Consider the following 18044-nt stretch of genomic DNA (forward strand, 5'->3'; position numbering starts at 1 on the left):
AGTCTCCGCGTCCAGTGAACCCAGACCCCTGCCAGTCTAGTGACGATTCTTGCCAAACCGCCAATAAGGGTGACTCAAATCATCGAGTCGGCTTCAAGCGCCGCCGCGGCGCGTCTTCCGGCCGTCCATCGGGGCTGCCGGCGCGGCCGGCCGGGCAGATGAGCGGACGCGTCCGCAGGGTTCGGGAAGCCTCGCTAGAATCGCTCAGAGAACCCGTTGAGCACCGGAATGCCAATTTTTGCTTACTTTAAGGAGCAGCAGTGCGTTTCCTGACAGAGCCCACCACCGACCTGACCTACTCGGACCTCTTCCTGGTACCGTCCCGTTCCGACGTCACCTCCCGGCTGGACGTGGACCTGTCCGCGGATGACGGGACAGGGTCCACGATTCCGCTGGTGGCGGCCAACATGACGGCGGTGACCGGCAAGCGTATGGCCGAGACCATGGCCCGGCGCGGCGGATTGGCGGTGCTGCCGCAGGACGTACCGCTGGATGTGATCCGCGATGTTGCCTCCTGGCTCAAGACCCGCCACGCCGTCCTGGAGACCCCGGTTACGCTCTCGCCCGCCGACACCGTCATCGATGCCCTGCACCTGATGGGCAAGCGTCCGCACGGGGCTGTCGTGGTGGTGGATGACTCGGGTGCGGTGAGCGGCATCGTCAGGGCCGCCGACTGCGAGGGCCAAGACCGTTTCGCCTCGATCGCCTCGGTGATGCGCCAGCCGCTGGTACTTGACGCCGCCATGCTGGACGACACGCCCGACGGCGACGCCGGCTCCGGCCTGCGCCGCGCCTTCGACGCGATGGACGCCGCCGGGACCGACTTTGCGCCCGTGCAGCGGGACGGTGTCCTGGCCGGGGTCCTCACCCGGAAGGGCGCACTGCGCTCCACGCTGTACCGGCCCTCCCTGGACGGCGCCGGCAGGCTCAAGGTCGCTGCCGCCGTCGGGATCAACGGGGATGTCGCCGGGCGGGCCGCGGAACTCCTCGCCGCCGGGGTCAACGTATTGGTCCTGGACACCGCGCACGGCCACCAGCAGAAAATGTTCGATGCCCTGGCCGCGGTCAAGGGCCTCAACCCGGGCGTCCCCGTGGTGGCAGGCAACGTGGTCACGGCCGAGGCGACGCGGGAACTCATCCAGGCCGGGGCGGACATCGTAAAGGTCGGTGTTGGCCCCGGCGCCATGTGCACCACCCGCATGATGACGGCCGTGGGCCGGCCGCAGTTCTCGGCGGTACTGGAGTGCTCGGCCGCCGCCCGGGCGGCCGGTGGCCGGGTCTGGGCCGACGGCGGTGTCCGCTACCCGCGCGACGTGGCTCTTGCCCTGGCGGCCGGGGCAAGCCAGGTCATGATCGGATCCTGGTTCGCCGGCACGCACGAGAGCCCGGGGGACCTGCAGCAGGACGCCGGCGGGCGGCAGTACAAGGAAAGCTTCGGCATGGCGTCCGCCCGGGCCGTGCAGAACCGCAACCAGCGCGAGGGCGCCTTCGAAAAGGACCGCAAGGCCTTGTTCGAGGAAGGCATCTCCACCTCCCGGATGTTCATCGATCCGGCGAGGCCCGGCGTCGAGGACTTGCTGGACATGATCACCGCCGGGCTCCGCAGCTCCATGAGCTACGCCGGTGCGGCGGACCTTGCGGCTTTCCGGGAACGCGCCGTGGCGGGAATCCAGTCCGCGGCCGGCTACGAGGAAGGCCGTCCGGTCCCGCAGAGCTGGTGAGGCGCCGCGGGCGGAACCGGCCGCCGTGGGGCCCTTCCAAGAGGGTGTCATGACGGCGGCCGGCCGCCGGTGCTCCTGTAGACTGAAATTCTTATGGACAGTAAATCTAGGTGCCGGCCTGGGGGCTGTCAGCGGGGAACGGAATCCGTTCCCGCGCAGTCTTCCCGAAGAGCCGGCAAACCCCGTTCACGTGCCCATCACTCTCCGGCGCGCCACGCCGGAGCCTTCCAGGAATCAGGGTCGGCCGCGGCTGACCATCCTCCGCCGGGGGGATTACGCGGGCAACCACGCGTTGCCCCGGCCCCGGAAGCGGGCCGCTAAATGGAGTGGCTCCTTCTTTTCGCGGGCCTGCTGCTCATCCTCGGAACCGGCTTCTTCGTAGCCGTTGAATTCTCGCTCGTCGCCCTTGACCAGGCGACGGTCCAGCGCGCCGTGGATGACGGCGACACTGCCGCCGCACCCCTGCTCAAATGCCTCAAATCCCTGTCCACGCAGCTCTCCAGCTGCCAGCTGGGCATCACGATCACCACCCTGCTGACCGGGTACGTTATGGAGCCGTCGGTCGGCAAACTGCTCGAAGGGCCGCTGCGCGCCCTGGGAATCCCGGACGCCGCGATTTCCTCCGTGTCCCTGATCCTTGCGATGGCGTTCGCGACGCTCCTGTCCATGCTGATCGGCGAGCTGGTGCCGAAGAACATGGCGATTGCACTGTCGTTCCAGGTCGGCAAGGCCCTGGCCCGCCCGCAGCTGATCTTCACCACCATCTTCAAACCCGCCATTGTGCTGCTCAATGGCTTCTCCAACAAGGTGCTCAATATCTTCGGCCTCGAGGCCAAGGAAGAGATTTCCGGTGCCCGGACTCCGGCGGAACTGGCCTCGCTCGTGCGCCGCTCGGCGGCGATGGGAACCCTCGACGCCGGGACCGCCAACTTCGTCGCCAGGACGCTCAAGTTTTCGGGACGGACGGCAGCGGACGTCATGACGCCCCGCATCCGGGTCGAGACCATCGACGGAGACCAGCCGGTGTCCGACATTGTGGACGCCGCACGCCGCACCGGCTATTCGCGGTTCCCGGTCATCGGGGAATCCTCGGACGACATCCGCGGCGTGGTGCACATCAAGAAGGCCATCGCCGTGCCCTCCGCCCGGCGCGCAAAGCTGGAGGCCGGCGCGATCATGACGGACGTGCTCCGCGTTCCGGAAACCATCCACCTGGATGCCCTGCTGGCGGAACTGCGCGAAGGCAACCTGCAGCTGGCCGTGGTCCTGGACGAATACGGCGGAACCGCCGGCATCGCCACGCTCGAGGACCTGGTGGAGGAAATCGTCGGAGAAGTCGCCGATGAGCACGACAAGGTCCGGCCGGGGCTCCTCCAGAGCGCCTCGGGGGACTGGTACTTCCCGGGGCTGCTCCGCCCGGATGAACTCTCCGAACAGATCCCGGGCCTGACCGTGCCCGACGAGTCTGCCTACGAAACGGTGGGAGGCTACGTCATGAGCCAGCTGGGCCGGATTGCCGCGGTCGGTGACACCGTCGACGTCGGCGGCGGGACCCTGAGCGTCACCCGCATGGACGGGCGGCGGATCGACCGGATCTGCTTCAAGCCCGTGCGGATCCAGGGCGGGAACCACCCGGCCGGGCAGGTAGGTGCCGCATGAGCGACTGGGCAGGAATCCTCTGGCTTGTTGTGCTGTTGCTCGGCAACGCCTTCTTCGTTGGTGCCGAGTTCGCGGTCATGTCCGCGCGCCGGAGCCAGATCGAACCCCTGGCCGAGGCGGGATCCAAGCGCGCGCAAACCACCCTGCGGGCGATGGAAAACGTCTCGCTGATGCTGGCCTGCGCCCAGCTGGGCATCACCGTCTGTTCGCTGCTGATCCTGCAGGTCGCGGAACCGGCCATCCATCACCTGATGGTGGCGCCGCTGGAAGCGGCCGGCGTCCCGGTGGAGATCGCGGACATCGCCGCGTTCGCCGTCGCCCTGCTGCTGGTCACGTTCCTGCACGTCACGATTGGCGAGATGGTGCCGAAGAACATCTCGGTGTCCGTGGCGGACAAGGCGGCCCTGCTGCTGGCGCCGCCGCTGATGTTTATCGCCCGCGTGGTGAAGCCGGTGATCGTGGCACTCAACTGGGCCGCCAACCACATCCTGAAACTGATGCGGATCGAGCCCAAGGATGAGGTCACGTCCTCCTTCACGCTTGAGGAGGTCCAGTCGATCGTGCAGGAGTCGACCCGTCACGGGCTGGTGGATGACGACGCCGGGCTGATCACCGGTGCGCTGGAGTTCTCGGAACATACCGCGTCGCGCGTGATGGTCCCGCTGGACAAGCTGGTGATGCTGAAGTCGGCCACCACACCGGTGGAGTTTGAAAAGGCCGTGAGCCGGACCGGGTTCTCGCGCTTTCCGATGCTGGACGATGACGGGATGCTCTCCGGCTACCTCCACATCAAGGATGTGCTGTCCATCCCGGACGCGGCCTACCACCAGCCGATCGCCGAAAGCCACATCCGGTCCCTGGCGAACCTGTCCATGGACGACGAGATCGAGAAGGCCATGTCAGTGATGCAGCGGACCGGATCGCATCTGGCCCGTGTGATCGGCGCGGACGGAAAAACCCAGGGCGTGCTGTTCCTTGAAGACGTCATCGAGGAGCTCGTCGGCGAGATCAGGGATGCCACGCAGGCCACCGGCTACCGGAGGCTCGGCCAGGACCAGTAGCTGCGACAGTCTCGGAGGTAGCCCTAAATAGGAATCATTCCTATTTAGGGCTACACTCGAATCTGTTGCTATTGCTCCTGATTCTCAATAACAGATCCGAGGTTTCCCGTGCGTCGTCCTGCTGCCCGTGCCATCGTTGCCGCCTTTGCCGGCCTGAGCGTGCTCCTGACGGCCTGCGGCCAGACCCCGGGGAACCCGCAGGGAAGCGCCGACGACGGAATCGTCGACGTCGTTGCCTCCACCAGTGTTTACGGCGACATTGTCAGCACCATCGGCGGCGACAAGGTGCGCGTCGAGTCCATCATCACGCGCACCAGCCAGGACCCGCACTCCTACGAGGCGACCACCCAGGACAAGCTGGCAGTGTCCAAAGCCGAGCTCCTCGTGGAGAACGGCGGGGGCTATGACGGCTTCATCCACAAGCTCGCCGACGACACGGGGCTGGACCACGGCCGCGTCCTGAACGCTGTGGAGCTCTCCGGGCTGGTCCCGGAAGAGGAAGCCGGCGCCTCGCACGACGCCGACGGGCACGGGCACGGCCATGACCATGCGGGCTTCAACGAGCACGTCTGGTACAGCCTGCCGGCCATGGCACGGCTGGCGGATGCCGTCGCTGCCAAGCTCGGTGAGCTGGAGCCGTCCTCCGCGGAGACGTTCCGCGGCAACGCCGCGGCATTCAAGGACTCGCTCGGCGCGCTGGAAGCCAAGCTCGCCGCGGTCAAGGCCTCCGCCGGCCCGGGGGCGGCCGCCGTCACCGAACCTGTGCCGCTGTACCTGCTGGAGGCTGCCGGGCTGGAAAACAAGACCCCCGCCGAGTACCTGTCGGCCATCGAATCCGACGCCGATGTCCCGCCCGCCGTGCTGAAGACCGCCGTCGACCTGGTGGGTTCCGGCGGCATCAAGCTGCTGGCCTACAACCTCCAGACCGAGGGCCCGCAGACCCTCGCCCTGAAGGACGCCGCAGTGTCGGCCGGGATCCCGGTGCTCGACTTCAGCGAGACCCTCCCGGACGGCAAGGGGTACCTTCCGTGGATGACGGACAACGTGGACGGCATCGTCCGCACGCTGTCCTGAGGACAGCCCCGGGGCCGGGCTGGGCCTAAGATTATCGGAACGGCGTGAGTAGACCGCGCGTGCAGACAGTGCAACCATCCAGGCTTGCGCAGAAATCGAGGAAAGCGAAGTTGACCCCTGTAGTGAGTCTCCGCGGTGCCTCCCTCGCGTTCGGCGAACGGACTCTCTGGGAGAACCTGGATCTGGACATCAACCCGGGGGAATTCTTCGCCGTCCTCGGCCCCAACGGCAGCGGTAAGACGACATTCCTCAAAGTGCTGCTCGGGCTGCAGGAGCTCACGTCCGGGACCGCAGTGCTGGACGGCCACCCCGTGGAGCGGGGGAGCCGGCGGATCGGCTACGTCCCGCAGCAGAAGTCCTTCGACCCCGACACTCCGCTGCGGGCCCGCGACCTCGTGGGCCTTGGCGTCGATGGCCACCGGTGGGGCATCCGCCTTGGTGCCGCCCGGGCCAACCGGAAGATCGACCGGCTGCTCGAGCTCGTGGGCGCGCAGGACTATGCGAAAGTGCCGGTGGGCCAGCTCTCCGGCGGCGAGCAACAGCGGCTGCGGGTGGCGCAGGCCCTGGCCGCCGGTCCGAAGGTTCTGCTGTGCGACGAGCCCCTGCTGTCCCTCGACCTTCAACATCAGCAGGCTGTCAGCGCCCTGATAAATGAACAGTGCCACGAGCAAGACAGCGCCGTGGTGTTTGTGACGCATGAGATCAACCCGATCGTGGACTACGTCGACCGCGTGCTGTACCTGGCCGGCGGACGGTTCCGGGTGGGGACGCCGGAGGAAGTCATGACCACCGAGGTCCTGTCCGATCTCTACGGCAGCCATGTCGAAGTGATCAACGCGAACGGTCGCTTGGTGGTGGTCGGTGTCCCCGACGCCACGACCCACCATCACGAAGACGCGCATGCCGTGGCGGGGGAGGTGGGCTAGGTGGACCTGGAGAGCCTGCTCAATTCAATCTTCAACTTCGAAAACTACGGCGAACTGCTCATTCTCGTCCAGAACTCGATCTGGGCCGGGGCGGTCCTGGGCCTGCTGGGCGGCCTCGTGGGTACTTTCGTGATGAAGCGGGACCTGGCCTTCGCCGTGCACGGAATCTCCGAGCTCTCCTTTGCCGGCGCGGCGTTCGCCCTGTTGATCGGCGTCGACGTCGTGCTGGGTTCCCTGGCGGGCTCCGTGGCCGCCGCCCTGCTGCTGGGCCTGATGGGGGTCCGCGCCAGGGACAAGAATTCGACCATCGGCGTGCTCATGCCGTTCGGCCTCGGCCTGGGCATCCTCTTCCTTTCGCTCTATGAAGGCCGTGCGGCCAACAAGTTTGGCCTGCTCACCGGGCAGATCGTCTCGGTCGGAACGGTCCAGCTGCAGGTGCTGGCGGGTGCCGCCGTCGTCGTGATGCTGGCCCTGGTCGCCATCTGGCGGCCGCTGACGTTTGCCAGTGTCGACCCCGACGTCGCCGCTGCCCGCGGAGTGCCCGTGCGGGCGCTGGCCCTCGGTTTCATGCTGCTGTTGGGCGTCAGCGTGGCGCTCTCCATCCAGATTGTCGGCGCCCTCCTGGTGCTGGCGCTGCTTATCACTCCCGCGGCTGCCGCTATGCGGGTGACCTCATCGCCGCGGCTGGTGGTGGTCCTGAGTGTCGTGTTCGCCGTGACGGCAACGGTGGGCGGCATCCTGCTGGCCCTCGGCGGCCGGATCCCCATCAGCCCCTACGTGACCACGCTGTCGTTCTTCATCTACGTCGTCTGCCGTATCATCGGCGGCGTCCGGGCCAAGCGCGGAATCAACGGCCGGATTGTCCGGAGGGCGGCGCCGGCCGCCTGAGCCGTCGCAGCCTGGCGGCTGCAAGTATGCATCACTGCAAGTATGCATTTGTGCAATCGTTGCAGTCGTGCAATTATTTAACCCATGACTGATGCTGTTTCGATGCCCCTGCGTGAGCGCAAGAAGGCTGAAACCTGGATGGCCCTCCATGAGGCGGCCGCGTCTCTTGCGCTGCAGAACGGCGTCGAGCAGACCACGGTGGAGGCCGTCGCCGCGAGTGCCGGCGTCTCCCCGCGGACGTTTTTCAACTATTTCCAGGCCAAGGAAGACGCCATCCTGGGCCTGCGAGAGCCTGTCCTCGAAGCGTCGCTGCTCACAGGGATCTCCGTCACTGCGGACGATCTGGTGGGGCAGGTTGCGGGCCTCCTGATGACCGTTGCCTCGACCGCGCTCGGTGGCGCCGACCGCGCACGCCGCCGCCAGCTGATCGCCCGGGATCCGCACCTGGGCCGCCGCCACATGGACTACATGGTCAAAGCCGAGACGCTTGTCTGCCAGGGGCTCGCCGGCCTGCTGGCGGAGGATCCCGACTGGGCGGCCGGCGCCGAAGGCTTCGGCCCCGAGGAGTCCGCGCGCATGCTGGTCATGATCGCCGGCGTCCCCATCCGCTTCAAACTCACCTCCGCCGATTTCGACCCCGTCGAGGGGCTTTCCGCGGAAACCCTCCAGCCGTCGTTGGCACTGCTCCACGAACTCCTAAGGAAACTCTCATGACCACGCACGCTGTCCCCGCCACGGGACCTGCCGGGGAAAAACAGCACATGGTGCTGCTGTTTGTCGGCCTGATGCTCTCGATGCTTCTTGCGGCACTGAACCAGACGGTGCTCAGTACCGCGCTGCCCACCATCGTGGGTGAACTCCACGGCGTCAGCGACATGCTCTGGGTCATCACCGCCTTCATCCTCGCCTCCACCATCACCATGCCGATCTACGGCAAACTCGGCGACCTTATGGGACGCAAAGCCCTGCTGATCGCCGCCATTGTCCTGTTCATGATCGGGTCCGTCATCGGCGGCCTCGCCAACGACATGGGTGTCCTCATCACCGCCCGAGTCGTCCAGGGCCTCGGCGGCGGCGGCCTGATGATCCTGTCGCAGGCCGTCATCGCCGACGTCGTACCGCCCCGCGAACGCGGAAAGTACATGGGAATGATGGGCGGCGTCTTTGCCATCGCCTCCGTCGCCGGGCCGCTGCTGGGCGGCTGGTTCACTGAAGGACCCGGCTGGCGCTGGGTGTTCTGGATCAACATCCCCCTGGGCCTGCTGGCGCTGGCCGGGGCCGTCTTCTTCCTCAAGCTGCCCAAGCACAGCGGCAAGCCGCGCCTGGACCTCGGCGGCATGGTGCTGCTCGCGATCGCCACGACCTGCCTTGTGCTGTTCGCGACCTGGGGCGGCGGCAAGTACGAGTGGACCGATCCGGTCATCCTGGCCCTGATCGCCGGCACCATCCTCAGCGCTGTTGCCTTCGTTCTGGTGGAGCGGCGCACGGCCGAGCCCATAATTCCGCTGCACCTGTTCAAAGACCTCAACTTCAACCTCTCGACCATTGCCGGGCTGCTGATCGGTGTGGCCATGTTTGGCGCCATCGGTTACCTGCCCACCTATCTGCAGATGGCCTTCAGCGTCAACGCCACCGAATCCGGGCTGCTGATGATCCCGATGATGGGCGCCCTGCTGGTTGCCTCGGTCGTCTCGGGCCAGCTGGTCAGCCGCACCGGCCGCTACAAGTGGATGCCGATTGCCGGCGGCGTACTGGTCGCAGTCGCCCTCGTGCTGCTCTCCACCCTGAAGCCGGGAGCGCCGCTCTGGGAAATCTGCGCCTACCTCGCTGTGATGGGCCTGGGGCTGGGCCTGAGCATGCAGATCATGGTGCTGATTGTGCAGAACTCCTTCCCGCTGCGTGAAGTCGGCACTGCAACGGCGTCGAACAACTTCTTCCGGCAGATCGGGGCCACCCTTGGCTCCGCAGTGGTGGGAAGCCTCTTTGCGAGCCGGCTGGCCGAATTGCTCGCCGAGCGGTTGCCGGCCGCAGCCACCGGGGGAGGTGCCCCGGGAGGATCGAACTCACTGACTCCCGCGGTGGTCAGCCACCTGCCGGCGCCGATCAAGGAGGCCATCATCTCCTCTTACAACGACGCGCTGACGCCGATCTTCATCTGGATGGTGCCGCTGGCTCTGGCCGCCGCCGTGCTGATGTGCTTCGTCAAGCAGAAGCCGCTGGCCACCGCCATTGAGCACGACGTGCTGTCCGAATCCATTTCGGAGGGCAACATCCTGATCACTGCCGACGACGCCGACGACGCCCTCGCTCCTGCCCGCGGAGCCAGGGCCTAGGCGGTAGTCCGGGCCGTGCACTCCGGGCACAGCCCAAAAATTTCGACGGTGTGTTCCACCGCGGTGAAGCCGTGCTCGGTGGCGGTCCGCGCGGCCCAGGCCTCTACCGCCGGCGCCTCGACTTCGACGGCCTTGCCGCAACTGCGGCACAGCAGGTGGTGGTGATGGCCGGTGACGGCGCAGCGCCGGTACACGGCCTCGCCGTCGGCGTTCCGGAGCACGTCCACCTGGCCCTCGTCAGCGAGGGACTGCAGGATCCGGTATGACGTGGCGAGGGACACCGACGTGCCGCGCTCCTGCAGGATGCGGTGCAGTTCCTGGGTGCTGACGAAGTCCGTCAGCTCGTCCAGGACGGCGCTGACCGCGAGCCGCTGCTTCGTGACGCGCTGCTCTTTGGCCGCGGCGGGAGCCGGCGCCGCTGCCCGGCTGCCGTTGGCGGTGGCGCCCTGGGACATCGTGGAACTCGCTTCGCTGGTGGTCTCGATACGGGATGGTGGCAAGGTCCAAGATTACCAGCCGGGCCCGTGGACACCGCTTTGCCGGAACCCTAGGCTGGCCGGATGATGCTGACCAAATTCACGCATGCCTGTGTCCGGCTGGAGAAGGACGGCAAGGTGCTGGTGTTCGATCCGGGGAACTTCTCGGAGGCGGACCTGGCCCTCGCCGGCGCCGATGCCGTGCTGATCACGCACGAGCATCCGGACCATATCGACGTCGACGCCGTCACTGCCGCCCTGTTGGCCGGCGATGCGCTACAGATTTACGCTCCGGCAGGCGTCGCGGCGCAACTGCGGGAGAAGGCGCCCGACGCCGGGCAGCGGATCCATACGGTCGCCACCGGCGAGGACTTCGAGACGGCCGGGTTCTCCATCCGGACGTTTGGAGGCCAGCACGCGGTGATCCATCCCCAGATTCCGGTGGTGGCCAATATCGGCTATTTCGTGGACTCGAACGTCTACCACCCGGGCGATTCCTTCATTGTGCCCGACGGCGTGGACGTGCGGACACTGCTGGTGCCGATCCACGCACCCTGGAACAAACTGGGTGAGGTGGTCGACTTCCTGATCGGTGTCCGGGCCCCGAGGGCCTTCCCGATCCATGACGCGCTGCTCAATGACAACGGGCGCGGACTGGTGGAAGGGCATGTGACGCGGTTCGGCGCCAAGTACGGCACGGAATACCGGCACCTCTCCAGCGGGGATACCGTCGAGGTCTAGGGGTGCATGGGCCTAGGCAGGCCAGGCCCCGCTGGCGAAGAAGTCGCGGATGGTCGCTTCATGCGGCTCGGGATCCAGTCCCTGGGCCTGCAGCCACTCCGGGTCGTAGTAGTTGCCGGCGTAGCGGTCGCCGCCGTCGCACATTAATGACACGACACTGCCGCGGCGGCCCTCGGCGATCATCTCGGCGATGAGCTGCCAGACGCCCCACAGGTTCGTGCCGGTGGAGGGCCCGGCATGCAGGCCGGCGTGGTGGTTCAGATGACGCATGGCCGCCACAGAAGCCGCGTCCGGGACCTGGATCATGTGGTCGATGACGGCCGGGACGAAGCTGGGCTCCAGCCGCGCCCGGCCGATCCCTTCGATCCGTGACGGCTGGCCTGCCGGCGCCGCGTGCGTTCCGCCGGCGCCCCTTCGGTTTTCCAGCCACCCGGGGTAGAACGCGGAGTTTTCCGGATCCACGACTGCGAGTTCAGTGCTGTGGCGCTGGTACCGGAGGTAGCGGCCGATGGTGGCGCTGGTGCCGCCGGTGCCTGCACCCACGACGATCCAGCGGGGGATCGGGTGCTCCTCCAGGGCAAGCTGGCCGAAGATGGACTCGGCGATGTTGTTGTTGCCGCGCCAGTCCGTGGCCCGTTCGGCGTAGGTGAACTGGTCCATGTAGTGGCCGTTGGTGCGCCGGGCGAGGTCCCCGGCAGCCTCATAGACCTCCGAGGCGTGGTCCACTAGCAGGCACGAGCCGCCAAACTGCTCGATCAGGGCGATCTTCTCCCGGCTGGTGGTCCGGGCCATCACAGCGATGAACGGCAGCCCCAGCAGCCGGGCAAAGTAGGCTTCCGACACGGCCGTGCTGCCGCTGGAGGCCTCCACAATGGTGGTGCCTTCCGAGATCCAGCCGTTGACCAGCCCGAAGAGGAACAGCGAGCGGGCCAGGCGGTGCTTCAGGCTGCCGGTGCGGTGAGTTGACTCGTCCTTGAGGTACAGCTGGACGCCCCAGTGCTCGGGAAGCGGGACGGAATACAAGTGAGTGTCTGCGGACCGGTTGTTCTCGGCGTTGATTCTGCGGATCGCTTCGTCGGCCCATGCCCTGTCCTGCTGCTGCACTCTCATCACCGCACCAGCCTACCCGCGGGGGCAGGTCCCGGATGGATAGAGTTGGCGGATGCAGACCCTTATGGACGTGGCCACCTTGAAGGACCGGCTGGACGGCGCCGGCACCGCCGGGCAGCGAACAGTGTTGCTCGATGTGCGCTGGGCACTCGGCGACCCGCACGGCCGGGAACACTATCTGGCGGAACACCTCCCCGGTGCACTTTTTGTGGACCTCGCCGCCGAACTTGCCGGACCCGCGGACCCCAGCCGCGGCCGCCACCCGCTCCCAACCCTGGAGCAGTTCCAGGCGTCTGCGCGCTCCTGGGGCATCCGCAGCGGCGACGTCCTAGTGGCCTATGACGACAGCGGGAACATGGCCGCCGCGAGGCTCTGGTGGATGCTGCGGAACGCCGGTCTCGCCGACGTTTACCTGCTCGACGGCGGCCTGGCCGCCTGGCGTGGTGCGGGCTACGCCGTCGAAAGCGGCGAAGGGCGGGCGGAGACCGGCGACGTCGAGTTGATGGACGGCGCACTGCCCGTGATCGACGCCGGGCAGGCGGCCTCGTGGGGCCGGCAGGGACTGCTGCTGGACGCCCGGGCGGGGGAGCGGTACCGCGGCGAGTTCGAGCCCGTTGACCCGAGGGCGGGCCATATCCCGGGAGCCGTAAGCGCCCCCACCACCGCAAACCTGGGTGCCGACGGCAGGTTCCTGTCCCCGGCGGCGTTGCGGGAGCGGTTCACCGATCTCGGCGTCCGGGCCGATGTCCCCACAGCCGTCTACTGCGGCTCAGGCGTCACGGCGGCCCACGAAGTTGCGGCCCTGGAAATCGCCGGATTCCCTGCGGCACTCTATCCGGGGTCGTTCTCCGAGTGGTCGAATAACCCTTCAAACGACGTTGTGACCGGGGACGCTCCGTATCCCAGCGGGACCGGGACGCATTAGGGCGACCGCCGTATTCGGATGGGACCGCTGCACCTTCGTGGTGCCGCCCTGTATCCAGGCGCGGCTGCTGCACTTTCAGTACGCCGTCCCAAACTCCCTCCGGTAGTTCCTGTAAACCGCCCGCCGATCACTGCGATGGTCGGGCGGATTCGCTCGTGCTGAAGTTTCCGGTAGCCCCACCCATTCCGGCGGCGGGCTCATGCCGCCGGAAGAACTGCAAGACGGGCGACGGCGTGTTTTAGGCTCTTGGCGTGGTGTCGAAGTTTGCGGCGGTGATTCCTGGCTTCGGTCGCCGCTACGTCAACCCTGAGCGGTGGCGGCCCAGCCAGCATCGTCCCCGGGAGTGGTGGTGCGGTGGATTGGTAGCTGTGGCCGGTGGGGGTGGTGACTTCGATGGTGTGTCTTGGTCCTGGACGTGGTCTGACGCGCCAACCAGGGGTTTCTTTGGTGTGGTTGCAGGCTTCGCAGAGTCCGGCGCCGTTGCTGTGCGTGGTGGGGCCGCCGTGGTGCCAGGGGATGATGTGGTCCAGGTGCCGGATCGGGGCGTCGCAGTAGGGCGTCCTGCAGGTCTCGTCCCGGGCATGGACAATGCGGCGGAGCCCGGGCGGGAAAATCCGGGCGCGGGAGTCCATCGCGGTGAGCTCCCCGGTGCAGGGGGCTGTGTAGAGCCGCCGCAGCCAGAGCCTAAGGTCACAGTCGTCGTCGGCGGTGTCCGTGGCCGTTCCCTCGGCTCGTGCTCGGCCGGCGTCTGTTCCTGCCACGCCGCCGCCTGCTCCGGTTCCGAGCTCTGTTTCCTGGCGTGCGCCGCGCGCTTTTCCCCCACGCTTGAGCAGCTCCCGTGCCCAGCCGGCGGGGACGATGCCGTAGCCCGGGAGGCGGGCGGGTTCGCTGTCGCCCTGGAACAGGGTGCGGTCGGTCATCACGAGCTGGATCTCGACGCCGGTGATCCCGCTGGGAGTGCCGGTGGTGCGTTCGACGAGGGCGTCCGCCATGAGCTGGCCGCGGGTCCGAGGGTCCCCGGCAGAACGCAGTGAGTCGGCGTGCCGGGTGAGGGCGGCGTGCATCGCGACGCCGGCGGCGACGGGGAGCAGGGCGGTGAGATAGCACATGGTGTCCGGGGCCGGGCGGAGGCTGACGTGCCGTTCGGTGGCGGCGTGGCTGGAACGCTGGGTGACCGTGCGTGGGTCCCGCCGGTAGGCTGCCGCCCGGGCGGCGGCGATGATGGCCCGGTCCCCGGCGCCGTCGAAGGTCCCGGCGTCGGCGGCCAGCTCCTCGTCCACTGCAGCACGGTCGGCGGCGGACAGGCAGGCAGTCTCGCGCACGAGAAGCGTCGCGCGCCATTCGTTGAGCTTTCCTTTATCCAGCGCGGCCAGGGTGTGAGGCATCTCCGTAACAAGCGCCTTGGCCAACCCCAGGAGCCTGCTGCCCTTGGCCGGTGATTCCCGCCGGGCCAGTGCGACCTGCGCGCCCACCCCGGCCCCGAGCTCGGCCGCGGGCATCCCTGCGTCGGACTGTTCACGGCGCTGGAGCAGATCGAGTGTGACGGCATGCCTGGCCTGACGGGCGGCCAGGGCGCACTTCAAGTTCTCCAATTCGCGTGTTTCGGTGACCAGTGCCGCGGCGCTGGCCGGGGACGGGATCCCTGCCAGGATCCGCGCCAGGTCCGCGACCGTCACTGTCGCCGAAACCACGTCGGGCTCTTGCTTGCCGTCCATGGAACCCAGTCAATCAGGCACCTGTGACAATAATGCCCGTGGTGCCGTTTCCGCCGTGCGGGGCAATCGCGAGTTTGTTCAGCCCTGTCGTTACACTTTCGATGTTGCCGGACATTAATGGGGTATGAGCTTGCAAGCAGTCCGGACGGTTCCCGGGAATTTGGAACGCGAGAAGCGTTTCCTGGCCGCGCACGCGGCCAGCCATGACCGCATTTACCGCTATTTTCGACGACGAACGGACGGCGCCAGCACCGCGGAGGATCTCTGTTCTGAGGTTTTCAGGATCGCGTGGGAAAAGCTGGCCACTGACGGCGACCTGTCCGTCATGGTCCTGTTTGGCGTGGCCAAGAATGTCCTTCGAAACCACGAGCGTTCCGCCGTCCGGTCCGCGAATCTCATCGGCGCTCTCCGGTCCGAGCGGGGCGACGAAGCCCCCAACCATGATTCGCCCGTCCGGGAAGCATTGGAGCGACTCAGTCCGGACGAACGTGAGGTCCTGCTGCTGACCTACTGGGACGGCTTCACTTCCAAGGAGATTTCCGACCTGCTCAACACGAGTGCAACGGCGGTCAGGATGCGCCTTCACCGGGCACGCAAGGCATTGAGCCACCTTATTCGCGCACAGCCACAGGCAGAGGGTGCAGACCTATGAACACGAATACAACCACTGACCAGATTCGTCGCCGGCTGGCAGCCGTTGATCCGGCGGCAGAAATCACCGACGACGAACTGACCCGGAGCCGCGATCGATCCCTGGCGGCCATGCAGTCCCTCGCAGAGGCGGCTCAGGACAACGGCCGTGCGACCGTTTCAAACAAAGCGGCCCCACACCTTGCGCCCACAGAACTTTCCGCCCGGCGTCCGCGCCGCACACGCATGTGGCTGACGTCGGCCGCCGCCGCTGCTGTGGTCGCAGCACTGATAGCGGGAGATGTCATCGGCCTTGCCGGCTGGCGCGGCGGAGCCACCGCCCAGGCTGCGGAAGTGCTCAACAACGCTGCGGAGACGACCATCAAAACGACTGACCCGGTGGTGAACCCGGGCCAGTATCTGAGGATCAAAAGCACCAATGTCTGGGCTTCATACTCCACGGAGCAAGACGGATCCCAGTACCGGTGGCTGGATACGGAAAAATCGGACATGTACATTCCCGCTGACCGCTCCGCTGAATGGGTGTGGCACCGATCGGGACGCGTACCCACGACCTTCTTCGACGCCACGTCTAAGGACTACGTTCTCAAGCAGAACATACGGCCCTACCCGGAGTTGTTGCGTGCGCGCAACGGAGCCTTCTACGGAAGCTCGGGCTGGTGGGACGCCACGGATCTGTCCAAGCTGCCCCGCGACCCCTACCGGCTGCTGAACAGCATCTACAAACAAACCGTGGGGAAGGGCCAGTCCGTCGACGGGGAAGCGCTCGTGTTCATCGCGGACCTCCTGAGGACCGGCGTCGTCCCTGCCGACCTGCGGGCCGCGCTCTACAAGGCCGCGGCCATGATCCCCGGGGTGACAGTCACCGAAGGCCAGGCCAACCTGGATGGCCGCACCGGTGTGGCCATTGGTCGCCTCGAGGAGGGCCCGGCCAGAACACGTCAGGAGCTCATCATCGACCCCGGGACCGGGCTGCTGATCGGAGAGCGATCTGTGCTTACCCAGGCCCAGGAGGGCATTCCGGCGGGAACAGCAACGACCTGGACTGCCATCGAAACGTCCGTCAGCAACACGGCACGGTAGAAGTTGTCCGAGCCGAGCTTCAGGCCTCGCGCGGCCACGGTGCACAAGGTGGCCCCAATTGGCCCGGAAACAACTCCCGGGGGTAGCGTCGGGGCATGACTCCCGGACGCCCCGTACCGCCGCCCCTTGCCAAACCGCTTCCTGAGCTCACCGTGGACACGCCGGATACCGCCGGCGGACCCCGCCTTGCCGCCGCCTACGGCGCGACAGCCGGCGACAGCGGCCTGGTTCCCCTGACAGTTGCGCGCCGCGCTCCGAAAGAGGACGACGTCGAGATCGACATCGAATTCTGCGGGCTCTGCCACTCGGACGTCCACGCCACACGCGGCGAGTGGGGCACCCAGAACTACCCGCTGGTCCCGGGCCACGAGATCGTCGGCCGCGTCAGCCGGGTCGGTTCCGCCGTCGACGATTTCACCCCCGGCGAGCGGGTGGGCGTCGGCTGCCTGGTGGATTCCTGCCGGGAATGTGACAGCTGCCTCGACGGCCTGGAGCAGTACTGCGAAAACGGCATGACCGGGACCTATGGCTCGAAGGACCGCCGCAACGGCGACGCCACCACCCAGGGCGGCTACGCCACCTCGATCGTCGTGGACCGCCGCTATGTCCTGCACGTCCCGGACGGCCTCGACCCCGCCGGGGCCGCACCGTTGCTGTGCGCCGGCATCACCACGTACTCTCCCTTGCGCCATTTCGACGTCGAGGAGGGGGACGTCGTCGGCGTTGTCGGTCTGGGCGGGCTGGGGCACATGGCCGTGAAGCTGGCCAAGGCCATGGGCGCCGAAGTGAAGGTCTTCACCACGTCGGAGTCCAAGGTAGCCGCGGCCCGGGAGCTCGGCGCGGACGAGGTCATCCTGTCCGGCGACGCGGCCCAGATGGACGCCGCCAACCGCAGCATCGACGTCATCATCGACACTGTCGCGGCACCGCACGACCTCAACCCGTACTTCCGGACCCTGCGCGTCGACGGTGCCCTGTTCCAGCTCGGGCTCCCCTCGGAGGACATGCCGCCGGTAAACCCCGGTGCACTGATCCGGCGCCGGATCGCCTACGCCGGGTCCCTGATCGGCGGCATTGCCGAGACCCAGGAGATGCTGGACTTCTGCGCCGAGCACGGCGTCACCTCCGACGTCGAGGTGGTCAAGGCCGGGAAGCTCAACGAGGCCTACGACCGCATGGTGGCCGGAGATGTGAAGTACCGTTTTGTCCTGGACACCAGTACCCTCGGAACACCCTCGGAAAGGGCAGACGTATGAGCACTCTCTTCACCCGGATCATCGACGGCGAGATCCCCGGCCGCTTCGTCTGGCGCGAGGACGACGTCGTGGCGTTCCTGACGGTGGGCCCGCTCGCCGACGGCCACACCCTGGTGGTGCCCACCGAGGAAGTGGACCGCTGGACGGATGCTTCCCCTGAGGTGCTGGCACGCGTGATGCACGTGGCCCAGAAGATCGGCGCCGTGCAGGTCGACGTGTTCGGGGCGGCGCGGGCCGGACTCATTGTGGCCGGCTACGAAATCAACCACCTGCACGTCCACGTGTGGCCGTCCAACACGATGGCGGACTTCGACTTCGGCTCGGCGGACCAGAACCCGGACCCGGCGCGGCTGGACGCCAACGCGGAGAAGCTGCGCCAAGGGCTCCGGAAAGCCGGGCACGCCGCCCACGTCCCGGACGCCTAG

The 18044-nt window shown here is 67.1% G+C and carries 17 protein-coding genes; 14 read left to right on the forward strand and 3 right to left on the reverse strand.

The window, feature by feature from the left end:
• Positions 1–260: 260 nt before the first annotated feature.
• From guaB1 to AC1DC5_RS14075, 8 genes are all read left to right on the forward strand, one after another.
• The gene (guaB1, locus tag AC1DC5_RS14040) at positions 261–1721 is read left to right on the forward strand and encodes a GMP reductase (protein WP_476865554.1); all 1461 of its coding nucleotides are present in this window, start codon (positions 261–263) and stop codon (positions 1719–1721) included.
• A gap of 321 nt (positions 1722–2042) precedes the next feature.
• On the forward strand, positions 2043–3380 hold the full coding sequence (locus AC1DC5_RS14045; protein ID WP_476865555.1) for a hemolysin family protein: 1338 nt from the start codon (positions 2043–2045) through the stop codon (positions 3378–3380).
• Positions 3377–4441, forward strand: coding sequence for a hemolysin family protein (locus AC1DC5_RS14050; RefSeq protein WP_476865556.1), 1065 nt, complete (start codon positions 3377–3379; stop codon positions 4439–4441). Before AC1DC5_RS14045 ends, AC1DC5_RS14050 begins: the two co-directional genes overlap by 4 nt.
• Positions 4442–4549: 108 nt before the next feature.
• On the forward strand, positions 4550–5515 hold the full coding sequence (locus AC1DC5_RS14055; RefSeq protein ID WP_476865557.1) for a metal ABC transporter solute-binding protein, Zn/Mn family: 966 nt from the start codon (positions 4550–4552) through the stop codon (positions 5513–5515).
• A gap of 110 nt (positions 5516–5625) precedes the next feature.
• Positions 5626–6441, forward strand: a complete 816-nt coding sequence (locus AC1DC5_RS14060; RefSeq protein ID WP_476865558.1) for a metal ABC transporter ATP-binding protein — start codon at positions 5626–5628, stop codon at positions 6439–6441.
• Positions 6442–7329, forward strand: coding sequence for a metal ABC transporter permease (locus AC1DC5_RS14065; RefSeq protein ID WP_476865559.1), 888 nt, complete (start codon positions 6442–6444; stop codon positions 7327–7329).
• Positions 7330–7413: 84 nt separating this feature from the next.
• Positions 7414–8043 carry a TetR/AcrR family transcriptional regulator gene (locus AC1DC5_RS14070; protein WP_476865560.1) on the forward strand — a complete coding sequence of 210 codons (630 nt, stop codon included), beginning with the start codon at positions 7414–7416 and terminating at the stop codon, positions 8041–8043.
• Positions 8040–9662: an MDR family MFS transporter gene (locus tag AC1DC5_RS14075; protein ID WP_476865561.1), complete on the forward strand. Its 1623-nt coding sequence runs from the start codon at positions 8040–8042 to the stop codon at positions 9660–9662. The genes AC1DC5_RS14070 and AC1DC5_RS14075 overlap by 4 nt, the downstream gene beginning before the upstream one ends.
• On the opposite strand, the gene AC1DC5_RS14080 is transcribed toward AC1DC5_RS14075, so the two are convergent.
• Positions 9659–10117: a Fur family transcriptional regulator gene (locus tag AC1DC5_RS14080; protein ID WP_441404709.1), complete on the reverse strand. Its 459-nt coding sequence runs from the start codon at positions 10115–10117 to the stop codon at positions 9659–9661. The genes AC1DC5_RS14075 and AC1DC5_RS14080 overlap by 4 nt on opposite strands.
• Before the next feature lie 105 nt (positions 10118–10222).
• Between AC1DC5_RS14080 and AC1DC5_RS14085 the strand changes: the two genes are divergently transcribed.
• Entirely contained in the window at positions 10223–10879 is a 657-nt protein-coding gene (locus AC1DC5_RS14085) for an MBL fold metallo-hydrolase (protein WP_441404621.1), read from the forward strand.
• A 12-nt stretch (positions 10880–10891) separates the two neighbouring features.
• Here the strand turns inward: AC1DC5_RS14085 and AC1DC5_RS14090 are convergent, their stop codons facing one another.
• A complete protein-coding gene (locus AC1DC5_RS14090) occupies positions 10892–11989 on the reverse strand; it encodes a PLP-dependent cysteine synthase family protein (protein ID WP_441404622.1) in 1098 nt (365 codons plus the stop codon).
• A 52-nt stretch (positions 11990–12041) separates the two neighbouring features.
• On the opposite strand from AC1DC5_RS14090, the gene AC1DC5_RS14095 reads away from it, so the two are divergent.
• Complete coding sequence (locus AC1DC5_RS14095; RefSeq protein WP_476865562.1) at positions 12042–12914, forward strand: sulfurtransferase; 873 nt, start codon at positions 12042–12044, stop codon at positions 12912–12914.
• Between the two features lie 197 nt (positions 12915–13111).
• On the opposite strand, the gene AC1DC5_RS14100 is transcribed toward AC1DC5_RS14095, so the two are convergent.
• Positions 13112–14629 carry an HNH endonuclease gene (locus AC1DC5_RS14100; protein ID WP_476865563.1) on the reverse strand — a complete coding sequence of 506 codons (1518 nt, stop codon included), beginning with the start codon at positions 14627–14629 and terminating at the stop codon, positions 13112–13114.
• Between the two features lie 124 nt (positions 14630–14753).
• On the opposite strand from AC1DC5_RS14100, the gene AC1DC5_RS14105 reads away from it, so the two are divergent.
• The 4 genes from AC1DC5_RS14105 (at position 14754) to AC1DC5_RS14120 (ending at position 18044) form a co-directional block, all read left to right on the forward strand.
• Positions 14754–15281: an RNA polymerase sigma factor gene (locus tag AC1DC5_RS14105; protein ID WP_476865564.1), complete on the forward strand. Its 528-nt coding sequence runs from the start codon at positions 14754–14756 to the stop codon at positions 15279–15281.
• Positions 15278–16363, forward strand: a complete 1086-nt coding sequence (locus tag AC1DC5_RS14110; protein WP_476865565.1) for a CU044_5270 family protein — start codon at positions 15278–15280, stop codon at positions 16361–16363. Before AC1DC5_RS14105 ends, AC1DC5_RS14110 begins: the two co-directional genes overlap by 4 nt.
• Before the next feature lie 95 nt (positions 16364–16458).
• On the forward strand, positions 16459–17619 hold the full coding sequence (locus AC1DC5_RS14115; RefSeq protein ID WP_476865566.1) for an NAD(P)-dependent alcohol dehydrogenase: 1161 nt from the start codon (positions 16459–16461) through the stop codon (positions 17617–17619).
• Positions 17616–18044, forward strand: coding sequence for an HIT family protein (locus AC1DC5_RS14120; protein WP_476865567.1), 429 nt, complete (start codon positions 17616–17618; stop codon positions 18042–18044). The genes AC1DC5_RS14115 and AC1DC5_RS14120 overlap by 4 nt, the downstream gene beginning before the upstream one ends.

It is taken from the genome of Arthrobacter sp. 10L424 (genome assembly GCF_056395325.1).

What these genes read in the sequence shown, in the direction of transcription:
- AC1DC5_RS14120 (WP_476865567.1), top strand. Translation starts at nt 17,616, where the DNA reads ATGAGCACTCTCTTCACCCGGATCATCGACGGCGAGATCCCCGGCCGC.
- AC1DC5_RS14110 (WP_476865565.1), top strand. Translation starts at nt 15,278, where the DNA reads ATGAACACGAATACAACCACTGACCAGATTCGTCGCCGGCTGGCAGCC.
- AC1DC5_RS14075 (WP_476865561.1), top strand. Translation starts at nt 8,040, where the DNA reads ATGACCACGCACGCTGTCCCCGCCACGGGACCTGCCGGGGAAAAACAG.
- AC1DC5_RS14095 (WP_476865562.1), top strand. Translation starts at nt 12,042, where the DNA reads ATGCAGACCCTTATGGACGTGGCCACCTTGAAGGACCGGCTGGACGGC.
- AC1DC5_RS14105 (WP_476865564.1), top strand. Translation starts at nt 14,754, where the DNA reads ATGAGCTTGCAAGCAGTCCGGACGGTTCCCGGGAATTTGGAACGCGAG.
- AC1DC5_RS14045 (WP_476865555.1), top strand. Translation starts at nt 2,043, where the DNA reads ATGGAGTGGCTCCTTCTTTTCGCGGGCCTGCTGCTCATCCTCGGAACC.
- AC1DC5_RS14080 (WP_441404709.1), bottom strand. Translation starts at nt 10,117, where the DNA reads ATGTCCCAGGGCGCCACCGCCAACGGCAGCCGGGCAGCGGCGCCGGCT.
- AC1DC5_RS14085 (WP_441404621.1), top strand. Translation starts at nt 10,223, where the DNA reads ATGATGCTGACCAAATTCACGCATGCCTGTGTCCGGCTGGAGAAGGAC.
- AC1DC5_RS14115 (WP_476865566.1), top strand. Translation starts at nt 16,459, where the DNA reads ATGACTCCCGGACGCCCCGTACCGCCGCCCCTTGCCAAACCGCTTCCT.
- AC1DC5_RS14100 (WP_476865563.1), bottom strand. Translation starts at nt 14,629, where the DNA reads ATGGACGGCAAGCAAGAGCCCGACGTGGTTTCGGCGACAGTGACGGTC.
- AC1DC5_RS14050 (WP_476865556.1), top strand. Translation starts at nt 3,377, where the DNA reads ATGAGCGACTGGGCAGGAATCCTCTGGCTTGTTGTGCTGTTGCTCGGC.
- AC1DC5_RS14090 (WP_441404622.1), bottom strand. Translation starts at nt 11,989, where the DNA reads ATGAGAGTGCAGCAGCAGGACAGGGCATGGGCCGACGAAGCGATCCGC.
- AC1DC5_RS14070 (WP_476865560.1), top strand. Translation starts at nt 7,414, where the DNA reads ATGACTGATGCTGTTTCGATGCCCCTGCGTGAGCGCAAGAAGGCTGAA.